The 24922-nt window shown below is 61.9% G+C and carries 21 protein-coding genes and 1 tRNA gene; 9 read left to right on the top strand and 13 right to left on the bottom strand.

Going from position 1 to position 24922, the window contains the following annotated elements:
- Positions 1–36 precede the first annotated feature (36 nt).
- Positions 37–127: transfer RNA gene (locus RQX22_RS13790), tRNA-Tyr, on the bottom strand.
- 160 nt (positions 128–287) lie between these two features.
- Here RQX22_RS13790 and RQX22_RS13785 point away from each other — a divergent pair.
- Entirely contained in the window at positions 288–668 is a 381-nt protein-coding gene (locus tag RQX22_RS13785) for a hypothetical protein (protein WP_315727130.1), read from the top strand.
- 163 nt (positions 669–831) lie between these two features.
- Here RQX22_RS13785 and RQX22_RS13780 read toward each other — a convergent pair whose 3' ends face one another.
- The 3 genes from RQX22_RS13780 to RQX22_RS13770 all read right to left on the bottom strand — a co-directional run bounded on the left by RQX22_RS13780 (position 832) and on the right by RQX22_RS13770 (position 3797).
- Entirely contained in the window at positions 832–1098 is a 267-nt protein-coding gene (locus tag RQX22_RS13780) for a hypothetical protein (RefSeq protein ID WP_315727129.1), read from the bottom strand.
- A gap of 184 nt (positions 1099–1282) precedes the next feature.
- Positions 1283–1477 carry a YgaP family membrane protein gene (locus RQX22_RS13775; protein WP_315727128.1) on the bottom strand — a complete coding sequence of 65 codons (195 nt, stop codon included), beginning with the start codon at positions 1475–1477 and terminating at the stop codon, positions 1283–1285.
- Between the two features lie 115 nt (positions 1478–1592).
- Positions 1593–3797, bottom strand: coding sequence for a TonB-dependent siderophore receptor (locus tag RQX22_RS13770; protein WP_315727127.1), 2205 nt, complete (start codon positions 3795–3797; stop codon positions 1593–1595).
- A gap of 286 nt (positions 3798–4083) precedes the next feature.
- On the opposite strand from RQX22_RS13770, the gene RQX22_RS13765 reads away from it, so the two are divergent.
- The gene (locus tag RQX22_RS13765) at positions 4084–4539 is read left to right on the top strand and encodes a TM2 domain-containing protein (RefSeq protein WP_315727126.1); all 456 of its coding nucleotides are present in this window, start codon (positions 4084–4086) and stop codon (positions 4537–4539) included.
- Positions 4540–4626: 87 nt separating this feature from the next.
- Here the strand turns inward: RQX22_RS13765 and dacB are convergent, their stop codons facing one another.
- The 3 genes from dacB to RQX22_RS13750 form a co-directional block, all read right to left on the bottom strand.
- On the bottom strand, positions 4627–6273 hold the full coding sequence (gene dacB / locus RQX22_RS13760) for a D-alanyl-D-alanine carboxypeptidase/D-alanyl-D-alanine endopeptidase (protein WP_315727125.1): 1647 nt from the start codon (positions 6271–6273) through the stop codon (positions 4627–4629).
- 48 nt (positions 6274–6321) lie between these two features.
- Entirely contained in the window at positions 6322–8241 is a 1920-nt protein-coding gene (locus RQX22_RS13755) for a CocE/NonD family hydrolase (RefSeq protein WP_315727124.1), read from the bottom strand.
- 99 nt (positions 8242–8340) lie between these two features.
- Positions 8341–10041, bottom strand: coding sequence for a serine hydrolase domain-containing protein (locus tag RQX22_RS13750; protein WP_315727123.1), 1701 nt, complete (start codon positions 10039–10041; stop codon positions 8341–8343).
- A gap of 213 nt (positions 10042–10254) precedes the next feature.
- Between RQX22_RS13750 and RQX22_RS13745 the strand changes: the two genes are divergently transcribed.
- Both RQX22_RS13745 and RQX22_RS13740 read left to right on the top strand, forming a co-directional pair.
- Complete coding sequence (locus RQX22_RS13745; RefSeq protein ID WP_315727122.1) at positions 10255–11418, top strand: serine hydrolase domain-containing protein; 1164 nt, start codon at positions 10255–10257, stop codon at positions 11416–11418.
- Positions 11419–11509: 91 nt separating this feature from the next.
- Positions 11510–12415, top strand: a complete 906-nt coding sequence (locus tag RQX22_RS13740; protein ID WP_315727121.1) for a COG3650 family protein — start codon at positions 11510–11512, stop codon at positions 12413–12415.
- Between the two features lie 24 nt (positions 12416–12439).
- On the opposite strand, the gene RQX22_RS13735 is transcribed toward RQX22_RS13740, so the two are convergent.
- Positions 12440–12721: a hypothetical protein gene (locus RQX22_RS13735; RefSeq protein WP_315727120.1), complete on the bottom strand. Its 282-nt coding sequence runs from the start codon at positions 12719–12721 to the stop codon at positions 12440–12442.
- Positions 12722–12802: 81 nt separating this feature from the next.
- Positions 12803–14188, bottom strand: a complete 1386-nt coding sequence (locus RQX22_RS13730) for an RNB domain-containing ribonuclease (RefSeq protein WP_315727119.1) — start codon at positions 14186–14188, stop codon at positions 12803–12805.
- Between the two features lie 430 nt (positions 14189–14618).
- Here RQX22_RS13730 and RQX22_RS13725 point away from each other — a divergent pair, with 430 nt between their 5' ends.
- From RQX22_RS13725 to RQX22_RS13715, 3 genes are all read left to right on the top strand, one after another.
- Complete coding sequence (locus tag RQX22_RS13725; RefSeq protein ID WP_315727118.1) at positions 14619–17930, top strand: TonB-dependent receptor domain-containing protein; 3312 nt, start codon at positions 14619–14621, stop codon at positions 17928–17930.
- A 247-nt stretch (positions 17931–18177) separates the two neighbouring features.
- Positions 18178–18990, top strand: coding sequence for a YkgJ family cysteine cluster protein (locus tag RQX22_RS13720; RefSeq protein ID WP_315727117.1), 813 nt, complete (start codon positions 18178–18180; stop codon positions 18988–18990).
- A gap of 222 nt (positions 18991–19212) precedes the next feature.
- The gene (locus RQX22_RS13715) at positions 19213–20379 is read left to right on the top strand and encodes a Fic family protein (RefSeq protein WP_315727116.1); all 1167 of its coding nucleotides are present in this window, start codon (positions 19213–19215) and stop codon (positions 20377–20379) included.
- 515 nt (positions 20380–20894) lie between these two features.
- Here the strand turns inward: RQX22_RS13715 and RQX22_RS13710 are convergent.
- Positions 20895–21107, bottom strand: coding sequence for a hypothetical protein (locus RQX22_RS13710; protein WP_315727115.1), 213 nt, complete (start codon positions 21105–21107; stop codon positions 20895–20897).
- A gap of 66 nt (positions 21108–21173) precedes the next feature.
- The gene (locus tag RQX22_RS13705; protein WP_315727114.1) at positions 21174–21398 is read right to left on the bottom strand and encodes a hypothetical protein; all 225 of its coding nucleotides are present in this window, start codon (positions 21396–21398) and stop codon (positions 21174–21176) included.
- A 763-nt stretch (positions 21399–22161) separates the two neighbouring features.
- On the opposite strand from RQX22_RS13705, the gene RQX22_RS13700 reads away from it, so the two are divergent.
- Positions 22162–22680 (top strand): hypothetical protein, encoded by a 519-nt coding sequence (locus tag RQX22_RS13700; RefSeq protein WP_315727113.1) that lies wholly within the window; start codon positions 22162–22164, stop codon positions 22678–22680.
- Between the two features lie 322 nt (positions 22681–23002).
- On the opposite strand, the gene RQX22_RS13695 is transcribed toward RQX22_RS13700, so the two are convergent.
- Positions 23003–23245 (bottom strand): hypothetical protein, encoded by a 243-nt coding sequence (locus RQX22_RS13695; protein WP_315727112.1) that lies wholly within the window; start codon positions 23243–23245, stop codon positions 23003–23005.
- Between the two features lie 96 nt (positions 23246–23341).
- Between RQX22_RS13695 and RQX22_RS13690 the strand changes: the two genes are divergently transcribed.
- Complete coding sequence (locus tag RQX22_RS13690; RefSeq protein ID WP_315727111.1) at positions 23342–23578, top strand: hypothetical protein; 237 nt, start codon at positions 23342–23344, stop codon at positions 23576–23578.
- Positions 23579–23642: 64 nt separating this feature from the next.
- Here RQX22_RS13690 and RQX22_RS13685 read toward each other — a convergent pair whose 3' ends face one another.
- Positions 23643–24266, bottom strand: coding sequence for a hypothetical protein (locus RQX22_RS13685; protein WP_315727110.1), 624 nt, complete (start codon positions 24264–24266; stop codon positions 23643–23645).
- Positions 24267–24922 lie beyond the last annotated feature (656 nt).

The raw sequence follows: 24922 nt of genomic DNA, 5'->3' as shown, positions 1-24922 counted from the left end.
GGCGTCCGGGTTGAGAGTCTCCAACCATTTGATCGGCGACACGGGTGGGATTCGAACCCACGGGACCAATGCTACTTAGTCCGGCCGATTTACAGTCGGCTGCCTTAAACCACTCAGCCACCGTATCTGCCGGCCATATAAAGCCGTCATGGACGTTGCGTCAACCCCCTTGATGAAACCCCCATGAGATAGCTATCATGTTTGGACTCTTAGTCCACCTTTGTTCTCAAGTATATTGCATATGATTACAAACAGGGTTATGACTCCATCTAGTGGAGGATTTCCTAATGGCCATTCTTGAAATGCTGCTTGAGCGACAGAAGGAATTAGAGGCTCAAAAAGCTGTTATAGAGAAAGACCTAAGCGATGTTGCCAAGGCGATTGCAGCAATCAATGGTCCTGCATCTGCGGCGGTCAAGCTCGAAGGCAACCAGCCGTCACACCCGATGCCTGTAGATAAGGCTATCGTGATCGCTGTTCGAGAAGGTTCTAGAACTCCCGTGCAAATACTCGATTATCTAAGAAAGCGGTTGGGTGTTCACACAACCATCAACTCCGTGAGAACGCGGGTTTCAAAATTAAAAAACGACGGACGTATTGACCATGACGAGACTGGATGGGTGCCATCAGTAAGCCAAAGCACACAATTGATGCTGGAGAGCGCTTAGCGCGCCACTTCCCAAAGCTGATAGGTCCCCGGCCCATCCTGAGACACAACCGGCCCACGATCTCGCTGCTCCAGTAGAGCCGCTCCTACGCGCTTCGTCATGACCCGAAGCATCCGCGTATCCTCAGTCCATAGATCGTTCCAGCAGCATCTGAGCGGCAATCTCACGCGATGTAAGCGGCTCCTTGGTCTGCCTCAGGATCGACAGCACCAAGCGGCTCATCTTGGCCGCGCTTGCTCCAATCGTCGGGCGGGCGGAAGGCTTCGGGGCGTATCGCCTCCACTTCCATATCAGGCGCCACAATGCGGAGCGTGTTGTCCAAGCTCTCTAGCTGGTTGACCAGCACCCGGAGCCGTTCGTGTGTGCTTTCGAGTTCCCCCGCCAGCTCTGCCCGTTTCTTGACCAGGCCCGCCACCACGTAATCAGTCATGGTGCCTTATATCATCGTGGACGATGATGAAGGTAGGCGCCGGCTGGTGCATTTGCTACATAATGCTGCGCTTGTCGCCGAGACGATTGGAACAGGCCGTGGCCCGGGCGCACGCGTGCCGCCGATCCCGCGAAGCTGCGGGCACGGCAGCGCTTCTTTTGAGGAGATATTCAGCGGGCGCGCATCACCGCGGCACGCCGCACGTGTTGAAACCGATCAGCCTGTAAAGCGGACAGAAGCCGACGATACCGGTCAGCAGCGGAACGAGCCCGATCCATCCCGAGGGCGTCTGCGGCCCCACGAACACGATGGCGATAAGAGCAAGCCCGACGACAATGCGAAGCAGGCGATCGGCGAGACCTTCATTCGTCCGGAACATATCCCTCTCCCGTCCAACGGTGGATTCATTGCGCGAACGATGGCGCCGGGCCGGACACCCGGCGATCCGTAATGGTCCTTAGTCCACCAGAGGCAGGAGATGCGGGGACAGCCTCCTAGAACGCGTAGCCCAAAGTCAGCGTCACGTTGCGCGGCTCGCCGAAGGCGAGCTGGTCGTAGAAGCCGATCTGGGAATAATATTTCTTGTCGAACAGGTTCTCGACATTGATCTGCGCCGACAGGCCGCCCGGCAGGCGATAGCGGGCCATCAGGTTGACCAGGGCATAGCTTTCCACCTTCAGCCGTTCCGGCAGCGGATCGCCATTGCCGTCGGTCAGCACCGGGTTGAAGGTATCGGTGTAGCTGGTCCCTTCCCAATTGACGCCGCCGCCGATCGTGAGGCCGGCAAGTGCGCCCGCTTCGAAATCATAAGTGGTGAAGAGGCGCAGGAGCTTGTCCGGGAAGAGCGTGTTGACGCCATCGCCACTCGCATCCTTCGCTTCGAACTGGGTATAGTTCACGCTGACGTTCCAGCCCGGCAGCACCTCGCCATTGGCCTCGATCTCGAAACCCTCGCTGCGCGCGCCGGCGGCGGCGCGGTAGGTCTGCCTGGGCAGGCCGGTGATAGGGTCGATGACGACGATGTCCGGCTGGGCGAGATTGTTCTGCTCGATCCGGAACAGGGAGATCGCCGTGTTGAGCTGGCCGCCGAAGAAGCTGCTCTTCAGGCCGATCTCGTAATTGGCGCCGTCGACCGGCGGCAGGAAATCGTCGTTCCTGTCCTGGAAATCCTGCGGGTCGAAGATCTTGGTGTAGCTGGCATAGACGGTGTGATCGGGCACGATGTCGTAGAGCAAGCCGACATAGGGAATGAATTTGTCGCGGTCCCCGAAATCGACTTCGGACCCATAGGATATTCCCTCCCGCGTCCAGGATGAGAGCCGCGCGCCGAGGATCAGCTTCAGCGGATCCGCCAGCGACAGCCGGGTTGCGCCGAAATAGCCCCATTGCTTCGTGCGAAGGTCCATGTCGAGATTGGCCGGGCCCCAGCCCGGCTCCGGATAGGAACCGTCCCACAGGTTGAAATTGCCGATGCCGAAGAACTGGTCGGCCGCATAGGAATAGAATTTCATCTTCTGCCGGGCATAGCTGGCGCCCAGGATCAGATCATGTTCCCGGCCGAACAGCTGGTAGCGGCCCTTGAGCCGAAGACCGGTATCGATCTGCGAGACGCGGGTCAGATATCGTGCCGGAAAATCGAACAGGCCGAGGCCGGTCGCCTCATTGGACTGGCCGGAAATATAGAGAAGCTTCGACGTGCCGGTGTTGCGGGTCAGAGTGCCATAGGCCTCCAGCAGCCAATTGGCGCCCAGGCGCTGGGAAAGATGGGCGAAATAGGTTTCGTTCTCCGAAGACCAATGGGTCCAGTCGGCGCCGATCGTCTTCGACCGCGGCCAATCGGTGCGCGATCCATCGTCGTGCCAGACCGGCAGGCCGCCCCAGAGCGTGCCGCGCGGGCTATTGTCCTGATAGCTCGCCCCGATGCTGATCCTGGTGTCGGGCGTCACGTCCGCATCGATCACGCCGTACAATACCAGCTTCTTGTCGTGCAGCAGATCGACGAAGGAATCGCCCTCTTCATATTTGGCCACGGCGCGGGCGCGGATCGTGCCGTCGCCGGTGATCGGCGTCATGATGTCGCCCATGATCGAGAAATTGTTCCAGCGGCTAGCCGAGGCAAGGATCTCCGCGGCCAGGCGATCGCTGGTGGCGTGCTTGCGGATCAGGTTGATCGAGGCGGAGGGGTTGCCGGCGCCGCTCAACAATCCGGTGGCGCCGCGCACGATCTCGACCCGCTCGTAAAGCGCGACGTCGATCTCGGTTTCGCCAGCGGCCGTCGCCGCGTCCCATTGCACCGGAACGCCGTCGATCTGGTAATTGTCGATAGCGAAGCCGCGCGCGGAAAAGCCGTTGCGCGAGGAATCGAACGCCTTGGACGAAACGCCGGCGGCATTGTTGATGACGTCGCTCAGGGTGCGGATCGCCTGGTCCTTCATCCGCTGTTCGGTCATCACCGTTACCGATTGCGGCGTTTCCTGGATGGTGAGGCCAAGGCCGGTCGCGGAATTCAGTTCCTCGTTGGTGGTATAGGAACCGGTGACGACGATCTCCTGACCTGCGTCGCCATTGCCTTCCAGGCCCGTATCCCCGGTCTCGGCCGCATCGGCCGTGCCCCGATCCTCGGCCATGGCGGGCGAGGCCGCACCGAGACCGAGAGCGAGGACGAAGCCGGCCGATGCCAGGAAATGGGATTTGTTCATTTGTCTGCCCCCAAGAGACGGCGCCAGGCCGCAGGTCATAGTTGCTAATGCGAATAATTCGCAGGCGCTCTATGAACCTTGGCGATGCCTGTCAACATACGGGGGCCTTTATGGATGAACCGGCGGCAGCGCTCCCCCCGGCAATCGCAACACTCCCAGGCAGGGAAGTAGATTTCAGGTGAAATGCCGCCGGCATTTTGAACCTCCAGGCGGCAAACGGGCCGCAGCCACATTGCAATTCTGCCCCCCGTCGCCAATATCGGCCCAAAGGGAAAAACGGGGCGATATGCGCGGACAGGTGCTTGGGGTGGACGTGCGGACCGGGGACGGGATCGTGCTCGGGGACGACGGCCAGCGTTATACCTTTCGACCGAAGGATTGGGCGCATCGCGGTGAGCCGGCCATCGGCATGTTCGTCGATTTTGAAAATCGGGAGACGCGCGCGCTGAGCATCTTTCCGGTACCGGGTGCCGCCACCCCCACCGCCGGCAACCAGGCGCCGGAATCCTCCAGCAGCGACCGCAACAAATATATCGCCGCGCTGCTCGCCTTCTTCCTGGGCGTCTTCGGCCTCCACCGCTTCTATCTGGGGCGGACCGCCTCCGGCATCGTGATGCTCGTGCTCACCTTCACCATCATCGGCGTGCTGCTGTCCTGGCCCTGGTCGATGATCGACATGGTGCGCTATCTCGGCATGTCCAACCGCGAGTTCGACGATCGCTACGGCGGTGACGATCATTGATGCCGTGACGGCCCTTGCGCCGCGGCACGAAGCATTGTTCCCAAGGATATAGCGGGCGCACCGCCGGCCGGGGGCGAGCTCTCCGCCTCAGGGTTTGGCGGCCATGGATTCATAGACCGCGGTCGCGATTTCCCCCAGGGCCTCACCGACCTTCGAGGCGCCTTCCATCCCGTCGATCGGAACATTGTTGGCATAAAGGCCGAAAGCGACGACCTCGCCCGTCGGCCCCTCGACATAGCCGCCCAGGCCCTTGCCCATCAGCATGAGCCGCCCGTTCACCAGATTGGGGCTGATCTCCGTGCCGGTCTTGGCGTAGACGTGGCCCGCCGCCACACTGTCCTTCTGGATTTTCGCCAGCGTGCCGTCCTTGCCCATGATCGGCTGCGCCGTCAGCCAGGCTCGGAAATATGGCTGCTTCGCCATATATTGCAGGAAGCGGACGGTCGCGTCCGGCGAATAGCGCGAGCCGGCGCCGGATCCGTCGACCTGCATGGCCGCGTCGAGCTCCATCCCGGCTTTCTCGAACACGCTCCTCTGCACCCCGAACCCCGCCGCAAGGGCGTTGGCATTGTCCTTGGCGACATAGGCGCCAAGGAGCTTGGGGAACATGGCGGCATGGGGATTGTGGCTGACCTTCAGCACCACCTTCACCGCCTCGGTCAAAGGCGGCGAGATATGTTCGGCAACCTGGTTGGCGGGCGTGTAGGCGGCGGCGAGCGCGCCGAAATCGGCCTTGCCCGAATGGTCCGTCCTGGCCGCGACGCCCTTTTCCCGAAGCGCCTCGGCCAGCAACGTCTCCGCGAAACGCTGCGGCTCGGGTGCGCGATAGGCACGCAGCACCTCGCCTTGCCCGGTCGGCATGTTACCGGCAAGGGTGACGACATGCGTCCCGTCCGGATTGCGGACGTCTTCCACGAAGCCGACCGTCGCCGGTCCGTCGGCGACCATATTCGTCCGGTTGACGATGCGGACATAGGAGGTTTCGGGGGAAATGCGCAGGATCGCCGGACCGCCCGGATTGGCGCCCGGCGAGACCGTGACGTCGACGATATTGTCGTTGACCGAGATCGGCGAGATGATCGCGCGCGGATCCACCCAGGGCGCTTCGGGAAAGAGCGAGGTGTCGACCCTGACCGCGCCATCGATCCGCTTGATGCCTTTGGCAGCGACCTGCTCCGCGATCCGCCGGATCACCTGGAGCGGATCGCCGCCCGCGACGGCGGCGCCCGGAAGCATGTCATAGCTATGGTCGGTCTCGACGAAGGCGAGACTTCCGTCCGGACCGATCCGTCCGGAAAGGTTGGGATCGCCGCTGGCGACGAGGACGAGATCGCCCTTCAATACCCCGTCGACGATCGGCCCGGTCCGATAGACTTTCGTGCGGAAACGGAAATCCGGTCCCAAAGTCGCCAGCGCGGCCCCGGCCGGGAACAGCTTGCCGGTCGATCCGGTCACGAAGAGCTGATCCGCATCATGTTCGTAAAGCGTCCGTCCATCCTTCAGCGACACGAACTTCATGCCGAACCGCGCATGCCGATATTCGGGCCGCTTCATGATCGCTTCGATGCGCGCCGCCAGGGGCGCCCGCGCCGGATCGGCTGCCTCCGCGCCCCGATCCGTTATGCCCGACCCGCCTGCGACGCCGGGCGCTGGGATCGCGACGGCCAGGCAAAGCCCGGCGCCCCAGCGCAGCCAGCCCTTATGCCGATCTCCTCCTGACCGCATGACCTTCATCTCACCCCTCCCCTGGTCACACATGCCTTCCCGAACAGCCCCCTTGCCTCAAGGCATGATCGGCAGTTCGATCCGGCTTGGATATTTGGCCGAGCTGTGGATGCGCTGGGTCGCCTTCACATAGTCCGACTTCTTGGCGGTGAAGATGTTGGGGACGAATTGCTGGGGGTTGCGGTCGTAGAGCGGGAACCAGCTCGACTGGATCTGCACCATGATACGGTGGCCCTTCTTGAACTGGTGGCTCACATGCGGAAGCTTGATCTCATAGCCCACGACCTGATTGGCCGGGATGGCGGTCGGCTTGGACGGATCGTCGCGATAGCGGCCGCGCAGGATGTCCATGGCGATCGGCAGCTCATAACCGCCCATTTCCGGCGCCTCGGCATATTCGGCCGGATAGACGTCGATCAGCTTCACCACCCAGTCGCTGTCCGTGCCGGTGGTCGAGGCGAAGAATTTGGCGATGGGCTCTCCGGCCAGGCGGACGTCGTCGGTCAGCACCTCGGAGACGAAGGTCACGACATCCGGCCGGGATTCGGCGAAGCGCTGATCGTCGACCAGCCATTGCCCCCAGGTCGTGTTCGGATTGTAGGTCGAAAGGATCGGCCGTTCGCGATAGGTGACCGGCCGGGCGGGATCGGAGACATATTCGGCGAAGCCGCCCGCACCCTTCGGCGCGCCCCAGCCGAGCCCGCCATCGGCGGACAAGTAGATGGGCCGCGACTTATATTGGCATCCGCTGGCGCAGGACATCGGCCAGCGATCGTAGCGGTGCCATTGGTTGGCGCCGGTTTCGAAGGCGGTGACCGGCGCGATCCCCGATTTCTTGCCGCCATCCTTCAGATGCGCGTCGAGGAAGGGGACGAGGACATTCTCGCGGAACCAGACGGACGTATTGCCGTCGAAATCGATGTCGGCGAGCTTCGATCCGTCGAGCGAATAGCCCTGGCCATGTTGCCAGGGCCCGATGATCAGGAAATTCTCGTCATTGCCGCGATCCTTGGGTTCCACCGCCTTGTAGACGGCCGGCGCGCCGTAAATATCTTCCTGGTCCCAAAGGCTGTGGACGTGCAGCGTCGGGACCTTGAGGGGCCTCTCGCCCAGGATCTTGTCCAGCGCCTGGCCCTGCCAATATTCGTCATAAGCGGGATGTTCGACCAGCTTCTGGAACATGGGCAATTGGTCGACGCCGATCCGCTTCGCCATGTCGCCGACCGACCCGGCCTTCAGCCAGCTTTCATACGTATCCTCGCGATCGAACTGCAGCCGGTAGGTTCCGGACTTGTCCGCGCTCATCCGGTAGACCCAGTCGAGGAAGCTCTGCCGATAGGCGCCGTTATGGAACCAGTCGTCTCCCTTCCAGCCATCGGCCAGCGGATTGACCGGCACCGCCGCCTTCAGCGCCGGATGCGGATCGACGAGGCTCATCAGGGTGGTGAAGCCGCCATAGCTGACGCCCGTCGTCCCGACCTTGCCATTGGCTTCGGGCACGTTCTTCACCAGCCATTCGATACTGTCCCAGCTGTCGGTAGAATGATCGACCTTGGCCGGATTGAGCGGACCGGACAGCGGCAGGGCGATCACATAATCGCCCTCCGACCGATAGCGTCCGCGCACATCCTGGACGGCGATGATATAGCCGGCCTCCATCAGCCGCGCATAAGTGGTCGGCAGCGCCAGCTTGTAGGTGTTGGACGGGCGGCCCGAAATGGCGCGATCGGCCGAATAAGGCGTGCGGGAAAAGATGATCGGCGCGTTCTCGAGCCCCTTCCGGATGACGAGATTGGTGTGCAGCTTCACCCCGTCGCGCATCGGGATCGACACTTCGCGCACCGTGTAATCCTTGGCGTTCGTGGGCGTGAAATTCGCCGGAATGTCGCTGGTCGGAAGCGGCTTTTGCGCGGCAGCGGGCACCGCAACAACGATGGTGGAGGCAAGCAAAGCGGCAATGAGGCTGCGAACGATCATGATGGATTTCCCCGGGGTATATTTGTCTTTCGACGCTAGCAAAGTTTGTCCGGCCGGCAAATGATGGCCGGCCTTCCTCCCGCAAGCGGGAGATGAAGCCTATAAATTCCGGTCCTTGAACCGGCCGTAGCGGGATCCGGACATGATCAGCACCTGCGGACGGCCGTCGATGCGGTTCGTGAACCAGAAGCGTTCCATCGCCATTGCCGGCTCCTTGAAGCGCCAGCTGCCGTCGCTCGCCTCGACCAGCTCCGCCGTGCCGAGGAACAGGCGATCGCCGACCGCGAAAACCTGGGGCCGGCCGCCCCACGATGCGGGATTGTAATAATCGGCGACGAGCGGCGCCAGGCGGGCGCTCGGCGGCTGCGCGGCGGGCGCCTGGCCGCGTCCGAACAGCCGGCCGCCGAGCCGGATGCGGGCGCCGCCTTCCTCCAGGGCCAGAGTATAAGGCGCCAGTGCCGGATGATCGGTGACGAAGCTGTCCGGACCAGCCGCGCCGATCGCCGCCGTGCGCCCATTGGCGATGATGGCGAGGGCGCCGCCACGCTCGACGATCGTGAAGGCGGTGCCGTCGGCGCTCCTATATTGTCCGGCGATGCGCGCGCCGTCCTTTATCGCCGGCCGGGGCTGGGGGGTGCGGACAGCAGGGAGCGGCTGGTTCGCTGCCACCGCGCGGAGCAATGGCAGCGCATATTCGGTGATCTCGACCGGCCGATAGCCGCCCGCGCCGCCGACATTGACGCTGGCATAGCAGCCAAAACCCGACTCCCGGTCCAGGGTGAAGGCGGAGCTGAAGCCATGGATGCCGCCGGTGTGGCGAAAGCAGGGCCGCCCGTCGACGTCGAGCGTGTGGAGGCCGTTGCCGTAGCGGGCGCCCGGCGGCGAGGAATCGATGGTCGGCGTCCGGTAACGCTCGGCCAGCTTGTCGGAGAAGAGCGGGCCGCCCTTCCCCTTGGCGACTCCGGCCAGATAGCGAAGATAGGCGATCATGTCCGGGCCGGTGGCGGCGACCGATCCGGCCGCATGGGAGAATTCGAACCAGCGCGCCTCGGTCAGCGGTGTCCTGGGGAACCAGGGCATGTCTTCGCGCAGCCGGATGTGGCCCGCAGCGTAACGCGCGCGGTCCGGCGTGCGGAACACCGGCACGGCCTGCTTCATGCCGATCGGCTTCAGCACCAGCGTCTCGAGCGCGAGCGGATAGCTCATCCCGGATACGCGCTCGATGACGGAACCGAGCAGGGCGTAGCCGAGGTTGCAGTAGGAATAACGCGATCCGGGCGTGAATCCGGTCCACAGCCGCCCGCCGGGAAGATCGACCATCGCCGGATCCTCGAGAAGGTTCGGAAGCCCCGAACTATGGTCGATGAGATGCGTCAGCGTGATCGGTTCGGGCGGAAGCGGATGTTCGGGCAGCAGATCCTGCACGCGCGCGTCCAGATCGAGCTTGCCGCGATCGGCGAGCACGAACAGGGCCATGACCGTAAGCGACTTGGTGATGGATCCGATTTGGAAAAGCTGATCGGGCGCGACCGGCTTGCGGCGGGCGAGATCGGCGAGACCGACCCCGAAGCTTGCCTGGACGCCGCCGGGCCCGGCAAAGGCGATCGTCATACCGGGGAAACCCTTGTCGGCGAGATCGGCACGCGCAAAGTCCGTCAGCCTGCGCGCGACCTCGGCCCAGGGACCGGCAGGAAGGCCGCCCCGGACACCGGTCTGCGCCGCTGCCAGCAGCGGCTCCGAGGCGACGGCCATGCCCGCCGCAGAAGCCATCCCCAACATATCCCGCCGCGTCACGTCCATGAAGTCCTCCCTTTATATCGTCGATTCGCGCCAGCATATGCGAGCCCGGACAGATCATTGTTGGCCTCATTGGAAAAATGATGCAATCAGCGATGCGTCCTGCCGGTGACGATGCATGCGAAAGGCCGCGCTCCGAAAATCGGTGCGAGGGTCGCACATGCCTGGATTTGCGCTGTCGGCGACGAAAAAAGACAGGATCGGGGAGTGTTAGCCATGACCATGACCAGACGAAACTATTTGAAGATGATGGCCGGCGCAGCGGCGCTGCTGGGCTTCAGCGGCCGCGGCCTGGCCGCATTGCTGCAGGAAGAGTTCAAGGTCGCGCCGATGAAATCGTTCACGCAGGCCGAACTCCGCGCGCTCCGGATGTCGGCCGGCATAGCCGGCATGGGCGCCGCGCATTCGGGCAATGGTGCCAGCCCCGCCCTGATCGCCGACGGCCTGCGCTCGATCGACGCCAAGGCCCCGGTCACGGCCGGCGATCTGTGGCATATCGGTTCGAACACCAAGTCGATGACCTCGACGCTGGCCGCCCGCCTGATCGAAAAGGGCAAGATCGGCTGGGACACGACGGTCGGCGAGATATTCGGTTCGGCCGCGCCGAAGATGCAGGAAAGCTACAAAAGCGCGAATTTCCGCCACCTGCTCAGCCACCATGCCGGCTTCGTCCCCGGCATGATCGAGGGCATGCCCGCCGCCAATTACGAGGATAAGGGCAAGATCGACACGCGCGCCGATCATCGGCAGCTCGCGTTGATGGCGGTGGAGCAGATTCCGGTCGCCGCGCTCGGCGAGAAAATGGTCTATTCGAACGTCGGCTATGTGACGGCCGCGGCCATGCTGGAGGAAGTCTATGGCGATTCCTGGGAGAATCTGATCCGCGCCCACCTCTTCGATCCGCTGGGCCTGCGCACGCCCGGTTTCGGTCCGCCCGGGACGCCCGGCAAGCTGGACCAGCCGCTCGGCCATGCCTTGCCCGAAGGCGCCACCCAGCCGATTCCCGCCACGCTCGGCAATCCGGCCAAGCCGGCGGACCTTCCCGTCGTCCTCGGACCGGCGGGCCTCGTCCATATGTCGATGACCGATTTCATCACCTATCTGAACGCGCACCTGCAGCAGTCGGAAGCCTTCCTGAAACCCGACAGCTGGAAGATCCTGCATACCGCCCCCTTTACGTCCAGTTACGCAATGGGCTGGGTGGTGCGCGACGATGGATCGATCTGGCACAACGGCTCCAATGGCCGCTGGTATGGCGAGGGCGCCGTCGACTTCAAGCGGCGGCGGGTGGCCTGCGCCATGTCGAACAGCGGCGACCTCGACAAGGCCCGCGTCGCCATCGGCGAGTTGCTCCGCACCGCCCTGGATAATGTGGCCTGAGGCCGACAGGTCACCTGAGGCGATCGGGACATTCGGGCGGCCGAACGCGTTCAGGTCTTTCCGTCCAACAGGATATCCGAAGAGGAACGACATGCGATTTGTCCCGGCCGCCGCCATCCTCCTGTCTCTTGGCGCCTGCAGCGACCAGGGACCGGAGACCGACCTCCCGTCCAACGTGGCGGCGGAGGCCCCTCCTCCATCCGCCTCGAACCTCGCCGGATCCGCCGGCGGCGGCAAGACGGAGTCGGCGCGCTGGGACGTGCAGTCGAGCGGCGAAGGAACTGCGCTCGCGCTGGTGCCGGCGGACGGCAAGACCGTCATTCGCATGTTCTGCGAAGCTGCGCGCGGCAGCATCCTGGTCAACGTGCCTGGCTTCGCGCCGATCGGCAGCGAGGAACGGATGTCGTTCGGCAGCGGCGGCGAGGTGGTGGCGCTGGTCGCGGACCCGCACGGCGACGTCCAGCGCGGCGGAGTCAGCGGCTCCGGCCCGGTGCCCGCCAGGCTCGGCGAGATCGTCGGCGGCGGTCCGGCCGCGACTTATGGCGCGCAGAAGAGCGGCCCGCATCCGCCGCCGCCTTCCGACATGGTCCGCGCCTTCGTCGCCGCCTGCAAGGACAGCGCCGCCGCCAATGATGGATCGGCCCCCGTCCCCGCGCCGGTCCAGTCGGCCAATCCCTGCATGATGCAGGGAGACGAACGGCTGGCCGTGCGGCCCGTCCGCGCGATCGGCACCGAGCCGTTCTGGGGCGCCAGGATCGAAGGCCGCTGCGTCACTTATTCGCATCCGGAGGATCAGGCCGGGACCCGCGTCTGGAGCCGTTATGCCAAGGAAGGGGCCACCGAAAGCTGGACCGGCGCGCTTGGCGGACGCCCGTTCGTGCTTCGCATCCGGCCGGAAAGAAATTGTTCGGACGGCATGTCCGATCGGCGTTATCCGCTGGCGGCCGAACTGGTCGTCAATGGCGAGACCCGCAGCGGCTGCGCCCGTCCCGCCTGACCGGAAAGGCCGGAAAGCGCCGCGTCAATTGTCGTTGCTGCCGTCGCCGGCCGGCCGGTCGCGCTCGACGGCCAGCGCCGCTTCCACCATCCGCTCCCACATGTCGGGATCGCCGGCCGCCGCCATCGCACGATCGGGTTCGCGCAAGGTGTGGAGGATGGCCAAGGCGTCGCCGACATATTCGTGCCAGCGTTCGTCCACCTCCGCTCCCGCCGAAAGATCGTCGCCTTTCGCATTGCCGCTGAGTTCGCGCCCGGCAAGCACCCGGGCGATCCGCTCGAGGAGCGTCAGACTTGATACCGGCATATCCTTCTCCCTGTGATGAGCAGGGAGAACGGCGCAACCGGCCGGAGTTTCCCTTCGCCGAGCGTTCCGGGCAATATCGGTTCAGTCGTCGCGCCGAAACGCGATCCGTCTTGCCTCCGGATCGGCCGCCACCAGGCGCAGGTCGATCGCCTCGCCCGGCGTCATGCCCTTGTCGTCGATGCGCGCCAGTACCGGCCGATCGCAAAGCTGGACACGGGCGCCGCGTTCGTCGACGTCGGTGACGATTGCCGCGAAACGCTGGCCTTCGCGCCCGTGCAGCATGACCGCTTCGGCCAGGTCGATCACCGCCCGCTCGACCCGGCCGGCCAGCGCCTCGGCCCGCGCCATGACCTTGGGGAGGCGTTCGAAAGCGTCCGTGACAAGAGGCTCCACCGTCCTGCCGTTGGCAACCGCCAAAGCGGCCCGGACGACATAGCGATCCGCAAGACGGCGGAGCGGGGCGGTGGCATGGGTATAAGTGGCGGCCATCGCCGCGTGCCAGGGTCTCTCCCCGTCGCGAAAGGGCGCGTAGGCGGTGCCGTTGCCCGCGCGCCGGATCGCCATCATCAGCGCCGCCTCCTTCGGATCGCGGGCGCTCAGCCTGCGCTCGAAGCAGTCCAGCGTCTCGCCGTCCGGCCAGGCGACGTCAAAGGCGCGCGCCGTGTGGCGAAGGCGCGCGACGGCGCGCGCGTCGGGTTCCGCCATGACCCGGAACAGGCCGGTCCGCTTCGCCCGGAGCGCGGCCGCGACCGCCATATTGGCGGCAAGCGACAGTGCGGCATTCTTCTCTTCCGACGGAAGACGCGGGCGGAACATCAGCTCCATCCGGCCACCCCTGTCCGCCGCCACCTCCTGTTCCGGCGGATCGACGCGGGCGGCGCCGCGGGCCTGCTCCGCGGCCGCGATGCGGGCGGCAAGCTCCGGCAGGTCGGCGGGAAGATCGTCAGGCCGGACCGCATCATAGCCGAGCTTGGCCCGGCTGCGGACGATCGCCCGTTCGGCCCCGTCCAGATGCACGATACCGTCGGGAGCGACGCGGATCGTGAAGATCACCGCCGGGCGCGGACCGTCCGGAAGGAGGCTCGCCGCGCCTTCGCTCAGCACCGGTGGATAAAGGCCGGCCTTGCCATCGGGCAGATAGAGCGTCGTTCCCCGCCGCCACGCTTCCGCGTCGACCGGATCGCCATCCTCCACGAACCAGCCGATATCGGCGATCGCATAATGGAGCAGCAGCGCGCTCCCTGCCCGCTCGATGGCGAATGCCTGGTCGAGATCCGTCGAGGTCGCAGGATCGAGCGTGACGAATGGACGGTCGGTGCGATCGGCATGATCGGACGGCGTCCGCCCCGCCGCCTGTTCCGCTGTTGCGACCACCTGGTCTGGAAAGGAAGCAGGAACCTGGAATTCGGCGCGGATCGCGGCCAGCCCCCGCGCCAGCGCGCCCTGCGGATCGACGATGCTCTTCATCGCTGTCGCTGTACACGATGCGCGCGCGGCGTGAAGGGACAGCCAGGCCCTCCCGTCGTGCGGACCCTCTCAAACTATAGGCTTTTGTTTTACTTTGATGGTACAGTGCGATTCGTGAAGATCGCTGTCTTCCACTTCTTGACCGCACAATTAGTTCGTTTCTCGTGAAACTGGCTTAGTTACTAACAGTAAAAGTCCGATATGGATATAATGCGGTTTCACAGTTCCGCGACGCTACGGAATGCGGGTACTTAACTGAAGTAACAATCAAGTTTCGCAGGCGTATCATTTGTTGTGCCCATGCAACAGGGATGAACTTTCTATGAATTGATGATGCCTCCCGCTTGTCCGGTCGTTCAAACTCGACAAGGGGGCTGCCCCTGAAAACGTACGGCGGACAACCGCCAATCTAGGCAGGGAACATCTTTTCATGAATAAATTCGGACTGTTGAGCGGCAGCGCTCTCCTCTCTCTCACCCTCAGTCTGTCGATGGCAGCGCCCGCATCCGCCCAGGAAAGTTCGGCTCAGGAAGATCCCACCGCGACCCTTCAGACCGAGACGGAGATCGCAACGGGCCAGGACGCGACCGCCGCGGCGGCCGACGAAAGCGAGACGATCGTCGTGACCGGCTCGCGCATCCGCCGTCCGAACCTGGAATCGAGCGTGCCGATCACGTCGATCACCGGCGAGGATTTCATCCAGACGGGCGATCTCAACGTCGGCGATACGCTCAACGATCTGCCGCAATTGCGCAGCACATTCGCCCAGAACAATCCGGGCCTCGGCGTCGGCATAGCCGGGCTCAACCTGCTCGACCTTCGCGGCCTCGGCACGGCCCGCACCCTCGTTCTCGTCAACGGCCGCCGCCATGTCGCCGCCGACATCCTGAACAATGCGGTGTCCCCCGACATCAATTCGATTCCGAGCGACCTGATCGAGCGGGTCGATATCGTCACGGGGGCGCAATCGTCCATCTACGGTTCGGACGCCATTGCCGGCGTCGTCAACTTCATCCTGCGCCGCGATTATGACGGCTTCCAGCTGCGCGGCAATTTCGGCATTTCCGACGAAGGTTTCGGCGGCAACCAATATGTCTCGGGCATGTTCGGCAAGAATTTCGCAGGCGGCCGCGGCAATGTCACGGTGCATGGCGAATATTCGCGCCAGGACCGCGTCTTCGGCTCGCAGCTGCCCTGGCTGCGCAGCGTCGACGGCTTCGTCGTCACCGATCTCGATCCGGCCGGCCTCGACAATGGCAGCGACGGCAATCCCGACCGCACCTTCTTCCGCGATATCCGAAGCGCCACGATCAACCGCTACGGCCTGGTCGCGATCTCGCAAAATGCCGGCGTCGGCCCGTCCTGCGGCACTGGCATCAGCAACGGCGTCACGCCCGGCACGCCCTATAGCTGCACCTATTTGTTCAATCCCGACGGCCGGTTGGCCCCGGTCACCGGCGACCGCGTCGGATCCGGGCCCAACGGCACCTTCATCGGCGGCAACGGCCAGAACGGACGCGAGGACGAATTGCTGTCGATCCAGCCCTTCCTGGAACGCTATACCTTCAACGCCCTCGCCCATTACGAATTCAGCGATGCGGCCGAGGTCTTCCTCGAGGCCAAATGGGGCCGGGTCAATGCGCGCGGTTCCAACGCCAGCCCGTCCTTCACCCAGGGCCAGGGAACCCAGTTCGACACGCGCGAGCGCTTCCGGCTCGACAATCCCTTCCTCAACCCGGCGGACAGTGCCTTCCTGGCGGACGCGATCCTGGCATCGGGCTGCAACCCGAGCATCGCCACGGCCTGCGGCACCAACCAGCTTCTGACCGACGCCCAGCGCGATGCGATCGCCGACGGCAGCTATCGTGTAGTGATGGGCAAGCAGTTTCTGGACGTCGGCATTCGCGACGAGGAGTTCAAGCGCGACACCTATCGCATCGTCGCCGGCCTTCGCGGCACGTTCAACGACGACTGGAATTACGAAGTCTCGGCCAATTACGGCAAGTTCACCGAAGACACGGTCACCTACGGCTATCTCGACCGCCAGAAATTCCTGCTGTCGCTGGACGCGGGCCTCAACCCCACCACCGGCCAGATCCAGTGCCGCGCCCAGTTCGACCCGGCGGCCGCCTTCGCCTATCAGAGCGCGGCGCTGAGCCCGGAACAGAATGCCGCCTATCAGGCGCGTCTCGCCTCCGACATCGCATCATGCGTGCCCTACAATCCCTTCGGCGCGCCCGACAATTCGGCAGCCGCCAATTATTTCACCTATAATGCCCGCAACAAGGCATCGCTGTCGCAATTCGTCGTCTCCGGCTTCGTGTCCGGCGACATGAGCCAGCTGTTCGAGCTTCCGGGCGGCCCGATCCGCTTTGCGGTCGGCGGCGAATATCGGCAGGAAAAAGCGGACTATATCAACGATCCCTATATCGAGCTCGCCGCCACCAACGCCGTCGTCGTCGGACGGTTCGACCCGCCGACCTTCAAGGTGAAGGAGGCCTTTGGCGAAATCCAGATTCCGATCCTGAAGGATACGCCCTTCTTCGAAGAGCTGACCGTCACGGCGGCCGGCCGGATTTCGGACTATAACAGCGCCGTCGGCACGGTTTACGCTTATAATGCGGGCATCGACTGGGCGCCGGTCCGCGACCTGCGCTTCCGCGCCAATTACGGCCGGTCCGTCCGCGCGCCCAACGTCGCCGAAACCGGCTTCCCGATCGTCCCCAATTTCGCACCGAGCTTCTCCGACCCCTGCCGCGGCAACGCCATCGGCACCGGGTCGGCGACGCGCGCCGCCAATTGCGCCGCCGATCTCGGGGCGTTGCTGCCGAACCTGGAAGCGCTCGGCACCCCGTCGCTGCCGATCCTCAGCGGCTCGAACCCGAACCTGAAGGAGGAGACGTCGGACAGCTGGACGATCGGCGCCGTCTTCCAGCCGCGCTTCATTCCGGGCCTTTCGATCAGCGCGGATTATTTCGACATCACCGTCAACGATGTGATCGTCTCGCTGAGCGCCCAGGATATCGCCGACAATTGCTACGACGCGCCGACGCTCGACAATCCGTTCTGCGGCCTGTTCGAGCGGTTCCGCGGGCCGGGCACCGGGCCGTTCGGCGAAAATCCGGGCGAGATACTGGGCAATTCGCTCATCTCCGCCGGCGTCAACTTCGCCAAGCGCGTCCGCCGCGGCATCGATGTCGACGCCGCCTATCGGACCGATCTGGGTTCGAACCTCAAGCTCGCCACCAACCTGATCTACGTCCACAATTTCCAGAACAGCAATTTCGAGGATCCGGCCCGGCCGGATTATGAGGATGTGCTGCTGGGCGAACTGGGCGATCCCAAGGACGAGTTCCGCTGGGATACGGACCTGACCTGGGGCGATTTCACCTTTGGCTACCAGCTTCGCTACATCGGCCCGATGTATCTGAACACGTTCGAGGATTTCAACAGCCTGGGCGCCGATCGGCCGCCGGAAAATGCGGATTACGCGTCCATCCGGAAATTCCCGGCGGTCTTCTACCACGCCATCCGGTTCGAATGGAACATTCCGAACCCGGCCGGCATCGGGGAAAGCCTGCGTTTCTATGGCGGCGTCGACAATCTGTTCGACCGGCACCCGCCCTACGGCCTCTCCGGCACGGGGACGAGCGGCGCCGGCCAGGACCGGGCCACCGGCAACGCGGCCATTTACGACGTGCGCGGCCGCACCTTCTACGCAGGCTTCCGCGCCCGCTTCTGAGGCGCGCGAAATCACTATCCCCCCTGGGGGCCGGGACCCACCGTCCCGGCCCTCTTTTTTTGCATGTCGCAGGGTTCGTCAGGGCGCGAAAGACCTGCGCGCGTTCTGGCCATTGGGAGTGGCGATGGACTTGGACGTGCGAGCCGATGAACCGCGGTTGCTCGCCAGTCTCTCCGTTCGGGCTCGTCGCGTATCACGGATTGAATGGGAGGATGCACCCATAAGTGATTTCGGCTACAATGTTCCTATGAACAGGCCCGCACGAAAGCAGCGTGAAAGGGAGTATCGGAAGCTGGTCGACCGCAGGGGCGTAAATGCGCGGGCGCGTGACTGGTATGAAATCGTCGGCCTCATGCAATTGCTTCGCGAAAAGGTTCAATCCAGCATAAGACGGCGTTCGATCCTTCCTCTCATGGACTATGTCTATGCGAACATGGTGCGCGGCACTCAATTCATCGCGGCCATACCTGTATCTTGTGAAAAAGGCTGTTCCTATTGCTGCAACACCTGGGTGGATGCGATGCCGCCCGAGGCGATCTATACCATCAAAATGATGAGCCCCGAACAGAAGGACCGGATCCGCGAGGCCGTCGATCGCACCTCCCAACGGACAGGGGGCGTCGCCCATGCCGGCCGCCTGTCCATGGTCACGGCCTGTCCCCTGCTCGCGGACAATATCTGCAGCGTCTATCAACACCGGCCGCTGGCTTGCCGCGCAGCGACATCGGTGGACGTCGCCATTTGCAAAAGGTCGTTGATGGACAAGAGCGGTGAGAAAATCCCGTCTCCCGTGCTGTGGCGGGATTTGCGGCAAGGTTATGGCGTTGCCCTGGAAGGAGCGATCCTGAATGCCGGTCTCGCCAGACTGTCACGAGAATGGAATGAATCGCTCCGGATCGGTCTTGCGTCGCCGGATGTGGAGGAGAGATGGCTGTCCGGCTTCGACGATTTTGCCGATGTGCCACGATCCCCTTATCCGACCACGTTCGAAATTCCTCACTGGCGGGAATTGTATCAAGAAGCATTTGGCAGCCCGCCGCCGGTCGAAGCGTTGCACTGACTTCATCACGCCGATGGCAAATGCGACGAGAAGCACCGGCTTGGACTGCGCGTTGACCTTTGCGTGCGCCCTGGAGACGGGGCATCGCCTCCTCGGAAGGCAAGGGCGCTGACCCAATTTGGAAGACGAACGGTCAGCGCGGTAAGTTGGTTATATAATTTGTAATCGTCGACATGTAGGTTATATATCGTCGTCACGACGGATTGAATTTGGATAACCGACATGATCCACGACTATCCAACACTGGAAGCTGTCGACAAGGATGTACTCTCCCTCATCCGGGAACAGAGAAAGATGCTGCGCCATCAGGTGGGGCAAACGCCGCTCCGCTGGAGTGGCTTCCTCAGGAAGAATACCTTTGCCCGAGCGCTGCAGGGCTCAAACAGCATCGAAGGGATAAACGCCAATCTGGCTGAGGCTGTCGCCATCATTGACGAGGAGCGCCCTGACACTCTGGAAGAGGAGACGATACGGGCTCTGCAAGGCTATCGGACAGCGATGACGTATCTTATCCGGGTTCACGACGACCCCCATACGCAGATCAACGCACAGTTTATCCGTAGCCTTCATTATATGATGATCAATTATGACATGACCAAGCTCCCCGGCCAATGGAGGACTGGCCCTGTCTATGTCGTGCACGAGCCGAGTGGCGACACAGTTTACGAGGGGCCCCCGGCCGATGAGGTTCCCAGGCTGATCAATGAGCTAGTCGCCCAGATTAATTCTGCGGACGATGTGGATTCCTCCACGGTGCTGGGGGCAATGGCCCACCTAAACCTGGCGATGATCCACCCGTTCAAAGACGGCAATGGAAGAATGGCGCGAGCCCTTCAGACGCTCATCATCGCTCAAAACGGCGCTAGCTCTCCTACGTTTTGTAGCATCGAAGAGTGGCTGGGGCGGAATACCCAGGCTTATTACGAGATTTTGAAGGAAGTGGGGCGCGGAAGCTGGAATCCTGGAAACTCTGCCCTTCCTTGGGTGCGTTTTTGCCTGCGCGCCCATTATCAACAAGCCGCAACCTTGATGAAAAGGAATGCTCATTTTGGTCGAGTCTGGGAGGAAATATCCAAGATCACGCGGGAGCACGGATTGAACGAGCGAGTAGAAAATGCCCTTCTGGAGGCAGCGTTCGGTTACAAAATCCGTAACCAACGGTATCGCGAGGAAGGTGGTATTTCAGACGTGGTAGCCAGCCGCGATCTCAAGCGACTGTGCGAGTTGGGCCTGCTCTCTCCCGTGGGAGAGAAACGCGGGCGATATTATGTGGGCGACCTGGCGCTGCTCGATATTGCTCTAAGAACGCGTGACACGAGTAAAGCGGGCGATCCATATAAGATGATTGCCCAGCGCGGGACTTCAGACCAGCTTCCATTGGTGATGTAAGAATCTTCTCCCCGGCAATCCGTTTGCCGTCACATTTGGTGCAACATCGGCTGTCGCAAATTTGACACCCGCCAAATCTTCGATTTCGGACTCGTTGCGAACGTCGCCTTGACCGCCTAGGCTCTGCAGGTGAGACCTCACGGCCTACATCTTGTAGTCATTCTTCCGGCTGCGGCCTGCTCCGTTCAGGGTGCAGCTCCGACAGCCAAGGGTATAGAATTGGCGAGTCCGTGCGGAGGGCGGCCGCCTGTGGCCGTTCCCCAGGTCGAGGTACGGCATGTCCGTTGTGAACCGACGCCGGTCAGCGTGGAAGGGTTCGGCTGCTCTTACGAGGTGCGCCAAGAGACCGACGGTCTCACCGGACCCTGGCGGCGAGATTACCGCGTTTTTATGCGATCAGAGAGCGAGCACGGTTCGAATTGGTGCTTTTCTCGACGGTCGGGGCATCCCGAATAGCGCCGCCTCTCTTCATCCGAATTCCAGCTGAACGCCCGCAATCGGTGGCAAGCAGACGTTCAGTTGGCAACTCCAACCGCGCTAAGCCGGCGCTCACCTCCGCTGAACGTTTTCCATTCGCATCGAACGAACGTGCCGGGAGCGAAGGCCCACATCTCATCCTCCTCCATCTCGCCTTCCACTCGGTACGTCTCGTAGGCGTGTGGAGACGCTTCGACGGGACGCCATACGGTCGTGCCTTCGTTCAGAACCGGCATGTAGATCGTGACCATGGCCTAAGAGTGGCAGGACCCCTCAAGGTCCGCAATGGGTGGACAGCGGACGCAAGCCGTGTTGGTTCAATCGGAGCGGTTCGCCCGTTCGCTCAAGAGGTGCTGCACCTCATCCACTCGCTCTTCCAGCCCCGCGAGAAACGGCTTACCGTGACGCTCCAGCCGGTCCGGCGGGTAGTTACGGATGGCATAACGATAACGCTCCGCCTCATCCTTCAGAGCTGCAAGCAGCCGCTCCAGTTCTGCATCAGATAAGCTGTCACGGGACGCGTATGCCTTTTTTATGAACATGACGCACGATCTTCCAACCAGCGCGTAGCGTCAATGTCTGCAATGGGGTCGATCTCAGACCGTCTGTTGAGGGTGGAAAGCGGACACTTCCTCAGCTGTGCTCGACCTTACAAACGTAGCTGACTGGATAAGAGAGTCTTTCGCTAGAATTAAAAAATACGAATGCCGTCGAACGATCTGTGTCCAAGATGCCTGCACTATTGAGGGTCCTGATCCTGAGGTGGTTCCGATTGAAATCCGGGTGAGTCAAATTCAGGGCGAGGCCTTCGACAGTTCTGTCCGCAGCCACAAAGACGTTGCCGGAAAACGATCCACCGGCCAACTCGCCATTTGCAACCCAAGCAGCCGACCCCCCGATTGAGACCAGGCCGGGTTGGGTTGTGTTCTCCATGTGTCCTTTGATTTGGAGGTTTCCGATAGCGAATTTGCCGGACGGTGTACGGAATGCGCCTGTGCCGGGTCGTTGCGATAGGTCGCATGCAAGCACGGTTTCCGTCGTCGGGCCGAAATGTCTGCAGGTCAAGAATGCGCCGAGCAGCACAGCAAGGATTATCGGCACCACTGAAGGACCCTTTCGGCCGATATGGGAGAGAATGGACATCGCAGTCATTTCACACCCCTGCTCAATTTCCGCAATGGGTCGCTTTCAGACTGTCGGGATTGGGTGGAACGCGGACCAACCGTGTTGGCACCAAACTGGCGTATGCGCTAAGGCGGATCGTCACTACACCCGCCATGGCGAGCAGCGAAGTTTGAGGAGAGCATGATGCTTCATTGGGCTTTGTCGGCGGCGACCGGAGCTGCCATCTCGATCTCTAGCCCAGGCTCAGCGAGCCCGCCGCAAGGTATAGTTTCAGGCAACTATGTCTTGGACCGGGAACGGAGCGACGACGCCTTTCAAGCGATCGACAGAGTTGTTGCCGGCCTTTCCAACGCCAAGCGCCCTCTCGCTCGCAGGATGCTCTACAAGTCCATTGCGGTAAATCGATTTAGAATCTCGATTGCAGGAAGTCGAGTCGGGATCGCGTATGATGACAAAGCACCTATCGTCGTTTGGATAGGTGAAGAGCCGATCAAGTGGAAGCTCATTGAAGTGCTTGTCTTCGATGTGTCGGCAAAAGCTAATGGTGAAGCTATTTCTCTAACATTCCGTGGCGATGACAGCGAGCGGATCACAACGTATCGCAGTGTTGGTCAGGATCTGGTGGTGGATACCACCATCATCATTCCATTGCTCTCTACACCGATTGTTTATAAGCAAATCTTCAATCGAGCGAACTGACAGGATTTAGAAGATTTTCTGGTGAGGAGCCGTTGAACGGTCTTCGTCTCGTAGATGCGGATGCCGGTCGAGATGATCTCTCCGGCGTCTGCTTTGGGGCACGCTACGATCGTGAACGAACGGCGTCGAGGGGTCGGGATCGGACCATCGGCATAATGTCGCATTTGGGTCGCTTTCAGACTGTTTGGATTGGGTGGAAAGTGGACATTGCGCGAAGCCAATCAACCTGAGAGCATAGGCGATGCATTCATTCCCTTCGGCTTCGGAACTCCATTTTCTCGTCGGAAGAGAGATCGAGACGGTTTGCATCGGCTCGTGGGTTCTAAACTTCGGCTTCGGTCAGGTAAGTCTCAATGTAGAGGGTGCGATCGAACACGTTGACCAAAGCGGCACCGTGAGAAGGCACAACACGGACGAGGCCCGCCGCTCGCCGATGTGTCTTCACCACCTGCTCAGACAGGAAGTGCGGACTGTAGACGTTGAGCCGTTCTGCCTTACCTTGACCTTCAGTAGCGGCGACATCTTGCGGGTGTTCAGTAACGAGGGTTCGTATGAGTGCGGCCAAATATACGATGAGCAGGGGAAGGTCACTGTCTTCTGAACGTCTGTGGAAAATGGGCATCCGCCATGGCAGGTTCACCGCTCTGATGGAGAGCCGGTCATGTGGTGGAAATTGGGTGGCCTTCTCGTTCTGACGGCGGCGCTTGTTATCGGTGTGATTCCAATCCGAACACACGCTGTCTTATATGACCCCGCCAAAAGTCTGCCTCCGCCTATGCCTTCCCTCGGCGAAATGTTCAGCACCATGTATCTGACGCCAGGGACCGCATTGCTCATTTCAGTCATTCTCGCCGCTGCAGGCTTCGTGGCGCTGAAGATTATTCGCGGGCAGCGATGATGTCGGCAATGGGTGGATCTCAGACCGGCGGAAACGGGCGGGAATCCGAAATGGCCCCGAGCCGCTAGTATGGGTTCGCACTTAGGCCGTCCTGCTCCAAATCAGGCCACAGGACAATCAGCAGCAACAGTAGGATGAATATCACTGCACAAAGGGCCCAAAACAACGGAAACAGCGACATGACTTCATTGTATATCGTGTGGATCGCCCAGCAGGTGCCGAGTGCAGCCCAAGTCTTCCTCTGGAAATGGAATGCATAGATTGCCGCCGTGACGGTGTGCATCAGGACTGCACCACAGGCTGCAACGACGAGACCGAGGACTTCAAACCGATGCCAATGAGAGAGCACGAAATCGTCCGTGAAGGGGCGCATGGATTTTACGAGCATCAATTCCCAGATGCCGAACAAGACAATAAGCCAGAACCTGTCGAGCGAAGACACCTTCGTCCTCGATGCGAACGCTTTTAGGCATTCTTCCACGAATACCAAAGCCCACATCGACAGCGGAAATAGAAAGAGGCTGTTCGGAAGGGCGACAATGGCCGCTCCAGGAAGTACGAACAGCCATATCGATTTTACCAGCAACTGATTGGATCGTGGCCTATCGATTGTAAGGTATGCCCAGCCGAGGAGTGATAGGACCCCCGCCCCAAAACAGAGCGTCACAAAGAGATGATTGCCGTTCATTCCTGGGACACTTTATAGGTTGGTCGAATGTGCGCAATGCGCCGACTTCGGGGCGGTAGAATGGGTGGAGAAGCGGACATCATTGATTGCTGCTCGCTGCTACGCCACCATCGGCCCATGAGCGACCACGAACGCGGCTTTCTGGCTTTCCTCGCTGAACCAACTCGGCGGCGGATGGAGACCCTTCTCGAGTTGGGCGAGAAGCGAAGGGCGGACGCTCGGTCATTGCTAAACCATGCTGTCCGCCTTGACCCGCACCACGCGCGGCATCTGACAGGCAGTGACGCGTTCGCAGCTCCTGTGGAAGCGATGCTGCGGAAGAAAGGTGCCCCAGCCACTTGTTACGTCTTCGCCGCCGGGAGCGACCTGGATGGGCGAGAGATGCCGTTGAGGGAAGCGCTAGACGCAACAGTCGGCATGGGTAACGGAGCGTTCGTATCCTGCATCCCCGGTCGGCTGGGCTTCTACGAATACGAGGATATGAAGTCGTCCTACCTGCTTTCGCGATGACCCTTCATGGCAGCTTTGGGTGGAAAACGGACCCTTCTCGGGTAAACTTTGAACCGAAGCCAACCGCAAGGAGCGCCAGGGGGAAACACACGCTACCGAAAAGCCGTGCTCTGAGCTGCTGCCGGTTTCGTGGACACCGAGATAAG

Source organism: Sphingosinicella rhizophila (genome assembly GCF_032378825.1).
Lineage (GTDB): Bacteria > Pseudomonadota > Alphaproteobacteria > Sphingomonadales > Sphingomonadaceae > Allosphingosinicella > Allosphingosinicella rhizophila.
This window is presented reverse-complemented; position numbering and strand designations above follow the sequence as displayed.